We start from the raw sequence: 12,296 nt of genomic DNA on the forward strand, positions 1-12,296 counted from the left end.
CCCGATTGGGTTAAACTTTATTACATAAGTGTTTACAGTGTTTTAGGATAAATTTACTCGTGGTTGAACCAATTCTTGTCGGCATTGCCCTCGGCCTAGTTTTTATTACTCTAGCTGGTTTATTTTTTGCTGCCTATCAGCAGTATCGCCGCGATCCGATGGCCTAAAAATTTTTCTACTGTTTAGATCTAATCGATATATTCGGCATCTATAAATTAAATAGTTTTAAGTCTTGCTTAAATAACCCTAAGTCTGCCGCTTTGATTGCAACTAACTCCCTCAAGCTAAAAGCATCGTGCTTTGCTCAGGATTTAGCCTTCAAGTTGGCAGCTTGTTTTTGAATAATTTTATTCGTTAAACAGATAGTTTTTAATTGTAGTGGTCTAGAAGTTAGGGCTTTTAGCAAAAGACTCTTAATTCGGGCGTGATTCTATGACCGCATATCATTAACATATGTATGATTAACTGAATTATTTCTATCGCTGGCGATCTACAGGATCTAATCTGATATTCAAATCTTTGAGCTGGGTTAGGTAGATACTCAAAGGCTTAGATACTCAAAGGCTTAGAGTCTGAATAGAATAAGCAAACTCCATAAAGGCTTGAGATGATCGCCCTCATCATCATTTGTTAGTGCTTAGAATCAGTTTAAGTTGCCAACACCAAACCCACAATCCCACCGATCGCCAACCCCAACATGGCATCAACACCCAGAATCAAAAAAGCTTGATTATTATTAATGTCACTAAATTGGCTGCGGGTCATCTCTAGCTTAGCCCAAGCCCAGGCCGTCACGGCAGGCAACGCCACCGAAAGCGGCAACACCAGAAAACCAGGCATCGAGCCATACATGGAAATTACGATCGCAATTGCATGGGTAAGCGTGGCATAGATAGTATTACTGACTGGGAATATAAAAATCATGGCGATCGCAATCAACAGCGCCACCGCGATCGGCCAAAACCCCGAAGCCAGAAATAATGCTGCCAGGGCTGCCGAGAAAAGCAGCAACATAAATCCTGCTGCGGTAATTTGTTTTTGCTCGGTTAAAAGCCAGGCCAAAGCACCAGCCACAGGAGCCGAGAGCGCAAATAGCCAGGCCAACCACAAAGTAGCAAAGGCGGTCAACAAACAGCCAATGATGGCATAGGCAATAAATAGAATGCTCAGGGGCAGGTAAGGCAGTTTGGAAACGTTGGGCATGGCAAGCTAGCAGTCACAGCAAAAGAGCAGGTCATGCTTACCACACTAACCACAGTGAAGCAAGGTGTATTTATGATTGGTGGCTACCAAAGCAAGCTGAAGGCCAACAGCACACAAGATCACAACAAGTATTCTGGCTCTGTTTTGGGATTACTCAGTGACTTAATTGCCTGAGTAGGCAGCACGATCGAAAACTTGGTACCCACCCCAACTTCGCTTTCCACCTCAATTTTGCCACCATGTAGCTCCACACATTTCTTGACGATCGCCAACCCCAACCCAGTGCCCTTAATATTGCCAACATTCTTACTGCGATAAAAGGCTTCAAATAGCCTGGGTAAATCAGCTTCTGAGATGCCAATGCCTTGATCTTCCACCACAAAATTAGCTTTATCTTCGTAGCAATGCAAGGTTAAATTGACGCTATGGTTTTTGGGTGAATATTTAGCAGCATTGGAAATCAGGTTGCTCAGAATGTGTCGAATCAGATTTTCATCCATTTCTACGATCGAATTGTTAAATTCACCCATCAACTGGATCGGGTTGCGATCGCCCAGTGACATCTGAAAGCTATCTACCAACTCCTGACAGAAATCTCCTAGTTTGAGCGGTTTGGGTTGATAATGCAGCGCCTTGGCCTCCGCCTTATTAAGCAACAACAGATCATCTAACATATTGACCATTTCTGAAACAGAAGCAAAAATACGCTGATAATATTTACCTCTTTTCTCATCCGTGAGGAGGCGCTGTCCATTTAGCAGCTCCGCAGAAAGATTAATTGTGGTTAGTGGCGTGCGGAATTCATGGGAAACGGCGGAGATAAAACCGGTCTTGAGCTGGTTGAGTTCCTTCTCCGCTTGCAGAGCCCTAATAATATCTGCTTCTGCCTGTTTGCGATCGCTAATATCCCTTGCCTCTGCGATCAACATTTGCACGCGGTGTTGCTCATCCTGAAGTGGCTTCAGCGAAAAATCAACCCAGACCTGCTGCCCATCACCATCGAGCAACTGGACTTCATCGCGCACAAATCCCCCTTTTGCCACACTGCGCACCGCATCTTCGAGCCAGTCTTGATAAACGCGATTATCCTGCCAGAATCTTAAATCCCACAACTTAAGACCCAACACCGCTGCTAATGAGGCGCAACAGAAGTTAAGGGCTTTTTGATTAGCGGCACGGATAATTCCCGTGGGCGAGAGCAAAAACATCGATTGGAAGGTTTGATCAAATGCACCTCGGAATTTTTCTTCACTGGCACGAAGCTGATTCAAAAATTGGCTGCGTTCGATCGCATAGCGGATTGTTCGTTCCAGCAACTTGGGGATAATTTGCCCTTTGACCAAATAGTCTTGCACCCCAACATTGAGCGCCCGCAGCGCCGTCTCATCGCTATCATCAGAAGTCAAAACCACCACTGGGGTGGCTGGTGCATGGGCATTAATGGCATTAATTGTGTCTAAGCCGTCTGAGTCGGGCAAAGACAGATCCAGCAACACAACATCAAAATTGATATCCTCACGCGCCAAGAAATCGATCGCTGCCGCCATGGTGGGCGCATGTTCTACCTGGCCATCTGGGATCAGGTTCTGCAAGGCCCTACGCCATAGCAGTGCATCACTGGGACTATCTTCCACTAACAGGATCGTGATCGGGGTGCTCGACATGAGCCTGACCTTAGAATAAATAAACAGGACTATACTGAGTCTGGCTAATCGTTACAGCCATTGGCGGGTAAAATCTTTTACCTCTTTGCCCAACACACCACAATAGATTGAAACTGAGGAACAGCTAATTAGCCGGGGAAAATCTAAAGCCAATGATGAGCAGAAATTGCAAAAGTGTATCGATCGAGTATATAAAATAATGCAGCAAGCTAGCAGCTTAATTAAATGGTTTTTATTAAATGGTTTTTTGCTTTTTCGATTTTCCAGGCAGTCTTGCGGTTAAACGCAGATCTGCTAGTGACTTGCTTGTAGCCTGTGTTGCAATAGAAAAGTTCTAGGACTCTTATTCTATCGTTGTTTAATTAGTTGCTTTACTAATATTGCCCTTTATTGCCCTTAAACTAAGCTATTTCAACCAAAGCCAGTAGCTAAATGATTAATGAGCACAGTTGCCAGCTTCCCCTTTGTTCATGTTTGTGCATTTCGCGTAACTTGCCGACCAAACCAGTACGATCGCAACTATAACTCAGTTAGCCAAGCACCAGTAATGGCAAGTAGGTAATGGCAAGTAAGTAATGGCAGATTAGATTTAGTTAGGCTAGACTAATTAGACTGCACAACTTGAAACTTTGTGCCTTGGCACATTTGGCACATGTAATCATATCTGGCCATAGGATCAAGACTGAATCAAGATTTTTTGATTAAGAATCCTTAGCTTCTATATCACTACCCTAATTTTTATATCCCTGACTGTACTGAACTGAGTCTAATCATGTTAGAAACCCTCAAACCAACCATTGCGATCGCCCATCTAGGCTGCGAAAAAAACCGTGTTGATACTGAACATATGTTGGGGTTATTAGTCCAGGCAGGTTATGGCGTTGATAGCAATGAAGACCTCGCCGACTATGTGATCGTTAATACTTGCAGCTTTATTGAAGAAGCCCGCCAGGAATCGGTACGCACCCTGGTAGAACTAGCCGAAGCAGGTAAACGGGTGGTGATCGCTGGCTGTCTGGCTCAGCACTTTCAATCGGAATTGTTGGCGGAAATCCCCGAAGCAGTGGCGCTGGTTGGTACTGGTGACTACCATAAAATTGTGGAGGTGATCGAGCGCGCTGAAACTGGCGAACGGGTTGAGGAAATTTCCACCGAGCCAACCTATATCGCCGATGAAACCGTACCCCGCTATCGCACCACCAACCAATCGGTGGCCTATGTGCGGGTTGCGGAAGGTTGTGATTATCGCTGTGCCTTTTGCATCATTCCCCATTTGCGCGGTAACCAACGCTCCAGGTCGATCGAATCGATCGTGGCCGAAGCTCAACAATTGGCCGCCGAAGGGGTCAAAGAAATAGTCTTAATTTCCCAGATCACCACCAACTATGGCGTAGATATCTATGGCCAACCCAAACTGGCCGAGTTGCTAATCGCCCTGGGTGAGGTAGATATCCCCTGGGTGCGAATGCATTATGCCTATCCGACGGGGCTCACACCTAAAGTGCTCAAAGCGATTCAGAATACGCCAAATATATTGCCCTACTTGGATCTACCATTGCAACATGCCGATCCCGATGTGTTGCGCAGTATGAATCGCCCCTGGCAGGGACGGGTCAATCACAAAATTATTGACAACATTAAGGCGGCCATGCCCGATGCCGTATTGCGCACTACTTTCATTGTGGGCTTTCCTGGCGAAACCGAGGCTCAATTCCAACGTTTACTAGAGTTTGTTAAACGCCATCAGTTCGATCATGTGGGGGCATTTACTTTTTCGGCCGAAGCGGGTACAGCCGCCTATGATCTGCCCAATCAAATCCCAGAAGAAGTCAAACAAGCCCGGCGAGATGCCCTGATGGCGGTGCAACAGGAAATATCCCTGCGCCGGAACCAAGCAGAGATCGGCAAAGTAGTTTCGGTATTGATCGAGCAAGAAAACCCCAATACCGGTGCATTGGTGGGTCGATCGCCCCGATTTGCGCCCGAAGTGGATGGTTTGGTTTATTTAAAAGATCCCGATCGTAAAGCAGCCCTGGGCGATCTACTCTCCGTAAAAATCACCGCCGCCGATCACTATGATCTTTTTGGTGAACTAGTTTAATGTCATCTCAGAACCGAAGAGATTAGTTGATCAATGGTTGATCAATGTAAGCAAAATTTCTCTGGTAGCAAGATTCAAAATAACCCTATCCCTGGTTAGGCAAGTCTTGATAGTTGCTCTAGCTGGGATATGTCAATCGTTCTATTCGCAAGGCTTTGCAAGTATCACAACAGAAAACTGCTGATTATTTGATTAAGCGGAAACTTGATGGATCGCAATTCTGAGCCATATGCTTGGATCGCAAAGTTTATGATTGCTATATCCCAAAATCCAGCGATAGGATACGATGATGAAAATAGGATTGCATTTATGACTACTTTGTTAAGTCTTTGTGTAGTCAAAACCTCAAGCTAAAAATCCAAAGCCTGAAGTAGAGCCAAACAAACTATGTCGATCGTTCCGCTCAAAAAAGTGACCCTGGCTGGCATCGCCCACGAAAAAAACACTGTGATGCAATCGCTCCAGGAACTAGGTGTATTACATCTGATTGATATTTCTCCCCAGCCGATGGCACAAGCTCCATCTGATCCATTCAAGCGCAATCGTGAAGCGATCGCCTATCTTGAATCATGCAGTATCAGGCAAAGAGCCCTGCGCCGTCATCCACAGCACTTTGATGCCGATAAAATCATTGATCAGGTAATAGCAACCAAACGAAAATCTCAAGAGCTGACCGACGCGATTGAAAATACCGAGAAACAACTAGATTTACTCAAGCCCTGGGGAAATTTCAAACTACCATCCCCTGAAGATTTGAAGGGTTTGCAGCTATTTTTCTATGTGGTGGCTGGAAGCGAGTCTGGGAAATCCTACACCACAATCAAAAAAGCGGCGCTACCCCATCAGATCGTCAATCGAGATAATAGCTGCTTGTACGTGGTGGTAATTAGCGATCGACAACCAGACCTGCCAGGAATCTCGCCAGTGGCAGTCCCCCATCTTTCGGCAAGTGAATTAGAAGAGCATTTAGACGAATTACTTGATCAAAAAGATAGCAATCGCACCCATCGAATTGGCCTAACCCGCTATATAAATTTACTGCGCGAGCACCTGGGTGAAGCACTCGACGATCGTGATTTGAATATGGCTTCCTGCCAGACCTATGATGATTCCGGTTTGTTTGCGCTCCAGGGTTGGTGCCCGATCGGTGTGATTGAACGGGTTGAGGTACTAGCAGAACAGTTGGCATTGGCGATCGAAATTATTGAGCCCGCCCCCGACGAAGAACCACCGACCCAGCTTCAGAATAATGAAACCTGGATTGGGCCCGGTGAAGATCTGGTGTCCTTTTATAATGTGCCCAATTATCACACCTGGGATCCTTCCTGGTTGGTCTATTTCAGCTTCATTATTTTCTTTGGCATGATTGTCAATGATGCTGGCTATGGCTTTGTGATGCTGGGGATCACCTTTTTCTTCCGTGGTGCAATGATTAAAGGTGGCATGCGGCGGCTGTTTCGGATGATGTTGGCGTTGTCTCTTTGTACGATCGCCTATGGCGTGTTGGGTGGCGCTTACTTTGGCCTTACGCCACCGGATAGTAATTTCCTCAGCAAATTGCGCTGGTTTGATGGCCTAGACCTGGCGAATTTAAATACCATGATGTGGGTATCGATCCTGATTGGCTGTGTGCATATTTGCTTTGCCAATGTAATTAGTGCCTATAATAATCGCCGCAGCCAGAAAGCGATCGCCCATGTGGGTTGGATCATTGCGATCAGCTCGGCTTTTGCCGCCTGGCATGTGACCGCTTCAGCATTTAGCATCGAAGGTACTGGCCTGACCCAGGTGTTTTATACGGGCATTGCGATCGGCATGGGTCTGGTGTTTTTGTTTAACCAACCCGCACCCATGACCGGCAAAGGCTTGTTTCAGCGTTTTACTGGCGGCTTGCAGGGGGTATTTGATATCACCAAAGCTTTCAGTGATGTGTTGAGCTATTTGCGCTTGTTTGCGCTGGGGCTGGCTGGTGGCTATCTGGCGATCACCTTTAATAATCTGGCTCAAGATGCCAATGATCTGGGCAGTTTTGGCTTTATCCTGTCAATTTTAATTATTATTTTGGGGCATACGGTCAATTTTGCCCTAGCGATCATGAGTGGCGTGATTCATGGCCTGCGCCTTAATTTCATTGAGATGTATAGCTGGAGCATTGAAGGAGAAGGTAAAGTTTTCAGCCCATTCAAAAAAAATGTCAAAGCTAGTCAGGAGCAGCCGAGCGCAACAAATCGCTAGAAAATATGTAGATGAGATGGTACATAAAGTGCCTAAAATGATAGATGGTTTGGATTTAGCTTTAATCAGATTTAGTTAGATTTAATTAGATTTGCAAAAAAAATAGACTTGTCAGATTGAGCCGATCGCCATAGCGCAGGTTTATATGCTGCTGTGCTAACAAGCGACAGGTTGGCTGATGAGATATACGGTTGAGGAAATTTAAAACTTAGATAGGGACATTACTCGTGGATTCAGACTCAATTTTTTTAGGCCTTGGCTATATCGGTCTTATTGCCACTATGGGCTGTGGCATTATTGGTAGCTGTATTGGTTGTGCGATCGCAGGCTTGGCGGCTGATGGCGCAATGTTGGAAACTGAATCGGGACACGGTCGTTTCCTGGGCGTGGTGGCGATGCCTTCCAGCCAATCGATCTATGGCATTGTGTTGATGTTTATCTTGCGCGGTAGCGTCTCGGCAGATACTGGCGTGGGTGTACTTGGAATCGGTATTCTTTCTGGGCTTGCCTTCATGTTCAGCGCTATCTATCAAGGTCAATGCTGCGCGATGGCGATCAATGTTTCTAAGAGCAAGCCGGAGATTTTTGCTAAGTCCCTGGTCTCGGCTGGGATCGTGGAAGGGTTTGCAATCTTTATGCTGGCCTTTGCATTGGTGCTCAATCAGGGTCTAGCTGCTGCTACTAATGCTGGTTAGTTAATTACACAATAGTTATTAGATTAAGAATAGGCACGAGATACCATGCGGTTAGTTCATCTAGCGGATTTACACCTGGGATTTCGTGCCTATAGTCGTACTACCAGTGTGGGCATCAATCGCCGTGAGGCTGATGTGTCCCAGGCCTTTCAAAAAGCTCTCCAAGCCACGATCGAACTGGCTCCAGATTTACTGTTGATCGCTGGGGATGTATTCCATGTACCACGACCCGGTAATTTGGCGGTCATCGAAGCTCAAAAACAACTGGCAAAATTTTGCTATGCCAGTGCAACAGAAGTGGTAATTATTGCCGGGAATCACGAATCAGTGCGCACATCTGATAGTCGCTGTATTCTGGAATTACTGGCCTTGATCCCACAGGTAAGGGTTGTTGCCAATAAGCCAGAAGCGATCGAGATAACTGGTCGAGATGGCGATCGCGCCAAAGTATTTTGTCTGCCCCACAATTCCCTGGAGCAGGCTCAAGATTTAATCATCAAACCCGATCCAGAGTTTAAATATAACCTGGTGATGCTACATGGCACCGTCGATAACAATCGGATCAATGATTACGGTGGCTATGATGTTCCAGCCAAACTCCTAAACTTGCAGTGGGATTATGTCGCATGTGGCCATTACCATAGCTACACCAACCTGGGTAATAACGCCTTTTATGCTGGGGCGATCGAACGCACTAGCAATGACATCTGGAAAGAAGCGGGCGAAGACAAGGGCTTGATTGAGTTTGATTTAGCCACGCATAAACATAAATTTCATGCCCTGAAGGGACTCAGAGAAACGATCGACCTGCCCACGATTGATGCCAAAGGCTTAGAGGCAAACGAGATCAACCAAAAGATCGCCGCGCAAGCAGCGCAAGCTGAAATTAAAAATAAAATTGTGCGCCAACGGGTAGATAACCTACCGCGATCGGTACAACGGCAACTGGACTATCGCCAAATTCGCACCTTTCAAGCCGAAGCCGTGCATTATTTATTCGCACCACGATCGCCTGAATCATCAGTGAACCAGGCAGATGGCGATTATGCTGACCAGAATGAGCCGCGATCGAACCAGGTTAGCTTAGCCGAAGAGGCCACCAACTTTCTACAAAAACGCGACCTACCAGCCGATGTAGACCGCGATCAGTTTGTAGCCAGGGGCGTTGCTTACTTAAAAACAGAGTCCCCGTAGTTTTTGTAAGTGCGCTGATTGTTTAGTAGGTGGTTGAGAGTTCTAAATCTCGATCAATTCAGTTCAATCCGACATTCCGCGGTTTACTTTGGAAAATCAATAATTAAATTGATGATGCAATCCCAAAGCCCTTATTACCACGTAGCTTGGTCAATTTCACAAGAAAACAAGAGAACTGACTTAAGACTGATAAGCATATATACTGGCTCATAATAATTTGTCCAAATGCCATATATAGAGTTTTAGATTGTTTGGGGTACTACATATAGCGTCAATATTTAATTGATCAATTTCGTTTTATAAGCGCGGAATGTGGGTTCAATCGGCTCAATTGTTTCATTAACTACAAGAATAAGCGGTAGTAGTAGTCCACCACAATAAATTTGATGCTTAATTTGCGATTGTGATAACTCTTTTGCAAGAGTGCGACCAATCATAATTAACGTAGTCGAGTAGTAGACCTTTAATGTAACTAATATAGTCTGGGGCTGGGCGCAACACGTGGTGCGATCGGCACTGGGAATTGAGTGGGCGGGCAGATTAGTTTTTCCACTAGCATCGTGTCAGCCTGAGCCTGTTGCCATAGCAAAACCAAAGCACGTTTTTGCTCCGAAGTGGGCACATATTCAACCACCTCACGGCGAGTAATTCTTACTCTGGTTTTCAGCCAGGGTCTGGGATAGCGGCGCAACACTTCAGTCACATCCGGCAAGATGCCTTCAACATTGCGAGGTTTGGGATATTTTTGCAGCACCGCCTTCACCGATGCCATATTTTCATTACAGAAAAACTCATTGGTCAACAGCTCTGAGCAATCGTCCCAAAACTGCAAAGCTAGCTGGTGATGGGCGATCGCCGATGACATTGGTAATAGCAAGGGCGAATTAGGAGCCAGGATTCTGGCCTTTTCCATCAACAATCGGGCGCGTTCGACCGCGATCGCATATTCGCGCATCGAAACTTCAGCATCAAGGGGCGACTGAATCGCCAACAGAGCCATTGCCGCATCAATCTCAGCAGCTAAAGGCTGATCAAAGCGATCGGTCTGATCGGCATAGTGATAAATGAACTTACCCCATTGATCAAAATAGGGCGAATCACCGGCGATCGCACTGCCAGCGGCGGCAAACATAGCAATACTGCCACTCAGCGCACCAATGAATTTTGCGATCAAGCTAAATTTGGATTTGGATTTAGCGATGGGTTTAGCTATAGTTTTAAACTGGAAAATTTTTTGCATAGGATGTTACTTGCTCCGAAACGCTGCCATAAGCAAACCTGCCGATCGAAATCTAATCTTAGATCTCGCTCAAGCTCAATTAGTCAATATGTTTAGGGAATATAGTTTAGAGACTATATAAATATATTCAGATATTCAGTTAGATATTTAGATTAGTAGAAGAATTTAGTGAATAGGTGACTTGCAAAAATCTAATTTGCTCCGAAAGAGCCCTAGATTGACCTTAAATTGGTACTTTTCTGCAAGTGGTTAAATTGTGAAGCGCCACCCCTAATATAAAAATCATACAACTTACTGCCCGCAAAAAACAGTTAAGCCCATGATCAACTTGATAATCAACTTGCGGATTAAGACCAGATTCAGGCTCAGATCACCAATTATTCTGGCCTGATTGGAACTGTCAATTGCTAATTATTGATCAGGGCAAATTAGCCATAAAATTTAGAGCCCTGACAACTTTAAACCTGGTTTGCCCAACTGCCCCAGCAAGGCCATTTAATTCTCCCTGCATGATATGTTTACTGAATCAAGATCTAGTTTGATTCTATGGTCTTTAGTGGCAATTAAAAGTCGGATTTAGCCGCTAATTTTGACGGATCAAATCACCAAATTGCCTACATAGCCGATTTTAGTGTTTAAATTTATTAAATTCTGGCTCATTTAAGCCTGAGCGATCGTCGCAAGCCCTAACTAACCGTCGGCAGAACTTTACCTGAAATGCCGATAGTTTGCTCTTTAATCGTAGCGATCGCTATTCAAATCATGTGAAAACAAGAAATCATTAATATTCAAATCATGAACCGTCCTTCCAATCGACCTAAACAGCCCGATCGCTCCGATCGACCAGAGCGCCCCCGCCGCCCGCCGCTCAATCATCCCCAAAGAATCCATCAGCCTGGCGAACAACTGCCAGAAATTACAGGTGAATCGCCAACTAAGGCCAAGCCTCGTCAAAACGCAGCCCCACTAAACCAATTTGCCGAAGAAAACGATGCGACTGGGTTTGGTGAATGGATTGAGCATAATTCCTATAGCCTGGTTACCTGGATTGGCTATGGTTTGCTGGGGCTTGCCTTGATTGACTTTACCTTCACCCTGGTGCCACCACGATTATTTGATCCAGGCTGGCAATTGGATGCAGTCGGCCAATTGGTGGGCAAAGTGTGGGCACCACTGCTGGGAATGATGCTGATCTTTTTTCGGGGTCGAGGCCGGATTGGCGAACTGGAAATCAAAATTTTGGGCTGGGTTTCCTGGATTCCGATGATCTTTGCAGTTGTCTATTTACTTTTAATTCCCAGCACTGTAGCAAATTCATATCGGCTGGATAAGAACAACCGCGACCAGGCAAATACCCAATTGGTGCAACGCACCCAGCAGATTAGTCAGCTTGAGACAACTCTGGCAGAGGCTAATACCGCCCAAGAAGTAGGTATAGTGGTGGCGCAAGTCAATCGTTTACCTGGCATTCCCCGGATCGAGCCTGATCAAGTTGAACCACTCAAACAAGAATTACTAGAGCAATTAGCTGCGCAGAAAGTGGCGGTTGAAACTACCACCAATACCAATATTGCGATCAGCCAAAAGAAGCTATTAAAAAATGCAGTGCGGCAGGTAATCTCCACTCTGCTTGCTGGACTATTGTTTCTCAAAATTTGGCAGCTTAGCAATTGGGCCAGACAATATAGCAACGTTGTCCGTAATCAGTAGTTAATCAGTAGTCAATCAGTAGTTTGGAATTGCGATCGGATTTTAGCTGCAGATCCACCTCTCATATTACCGCTCTAGCCCATGATGGACAGGGGTTATGGAGTTTACGTGCTTGCATCAAGATCTACTTACTGCTAGCCACAATATGGTCTAGGTAGTATATTAATTAAACCTAAGCACATTGTCTTAAGTGTTATGGCGTAGCTGTTTGTTCATGTGATTCGCTTTGCCTATTACCCTGAACCTTAAATCAG

Annotated in this window: 9 protein-coding genes; 6 read left to right on the forward strand and 3 right to left on the reverse strand. The window is 45.4% G+C overall.

Annotated elements, in window-relative coordinates; genetic code table 11:
- Positions 1-59: 59 nt before the first annotated feature.
- Positions 60-167, forward strand: a complete 108-nt coding sequence (gene petG, locus PSE7367_RS08250) for a cytochrome b6-f complex subunit V (protein ID WP_015164916.1) — start codon at positions 60-62, stop codon at positions 165-167.
- Positions 168-648: 481 nt separating this feature from the next.
- Here the strand turns inward: petG and PSE7367_RS08255 are convergent, their stop codons facing one another.
- Both PSE7367_RS08255 and PSE7367_RS08260 read right to left on the reverse strand, forming a co-directional pair.
- Positions 649-1,203 (reverse strand): hypothetical protein, encoded by a 555-nt coding sequence (locus PSE7367_RS08255; RefSeq protein WP_015164917.1) that lies wholly within the window; start codon positions 1,201-1,203, stop codon positions 649-651.
- 119 nt (positions 1,204-1,322) lie between these two features.
- Positions 1,323-2,867: a sensor histidine kinase gene (locus tag PSE7367_RS08260; protein WP_015164918.1), complete on the reverse strand. Its 1,545-nt coding sequence runs from the start codon at positions 2,865-2,867 to the stop codon at positions 1,323-1,325.
- A 772-nt stretch (positions 2,868-3,639) separates the two neighbouring features.
- On the opposite strand from PSE7367_RS08260, the gene rimO reads away from it, so the two are divergent.
- The 4 genes from rimO (at position 3,640) to PSE7367_RS08280 (ending at position 9,092) form a co-directional block, all read left to right on the forward strand.
- On the forward strand, positions 3,640-4,968 hold the full coding sequence (gene rimO / locus PSE7367_RS08265) for a 30S ribosomal protein S12 methylthiotransferase RimO (RefSeq protein WP_015164919.1): 1,329 nt from the start codon (positions 3,640-3,642) through the stop codon (positions 4,966-4,968).
- A 387-nt stretch (positions 4,969-5,355) separates the two neighbouring features.
- Positions 5,356-7,203, forward strand: a complete 1,848-nt coding sequence (locus PSE7367_RS08270; RefSeq protein ID WP_015164920.1) for a V-type ATP synthase subunit I — start codon at positions 5,356-5,358, stop codon at positions 7,201-7,203.
- A 227-nt stretch (positions 7,204-7,430) separates the two neighbouring features.
- Positions 7,431-7,898, forward strand: coding sequence for an ATP synthase subunit C (locus PSE7367_RS08275; protein ID WP_015164921.1), 468 nt, complete (start codon positions 7,431-7,433; stop codon positions 7,896-7,898).
- Positions 7,899-7,943: 45 nt separating this feature from the next.
- Positions 7,944-9,092: a metallophosphoesterase family protein gene (locus tag PSE7367_RS08280; protein WP_015164922.1), complete on the forward strand. Its 1,149-nt coding sequence runs from the start codon at positions 7,944-7,946 to the stop codon at positions 9,090-9,092.
- 472 nt (positions 9,093-9,564) lie between these two features.
- Here PSE7367_RS08280 and PSE7367_RS08285 read toward each other — a convergent pair whose 3' ends face one another.
- Complete coding sequence (locus PSE7367_RS08285) at positions 9,565-10,332, reverse strand: hypothetical protein (protein WP_015164924.1); 768 nt, start codon at positions 10,330-10,332, stop codon at positions 9,565-9,567.
- Between the two features lie 795 nt (positions 10,333-11,127).
- Here PSE7367_RS08285 and hpsJ-A point away from each other — a divergent pair.
- Positions 11,128-12,042: an HpsJ-like protein, cyanoexosortase A-associated gene (gene hpsJ-A, locus PSE7367_RS08290; RefSeq protein WP_015164925.1), complete on the forward strand. Its 915-nt coding sequence runs from the start codon at positions 11,128-11,130 to the stop codon at positions 12,040-12,042.
- Positions 12,043-12,296 lie beyond the last annotated feature (254 nt).

The sequence above is a fragment of the Pseudanabaena sp. PCC 7367 genome, assembly GCF_000317065.1.
GTDB lineage: Bacteria > Cyanobacteriota > Cyanobacteriia > Pseudanabaenales > Pseudanabaenaceae > Thalassoporum > Thalassoporum mexicanum.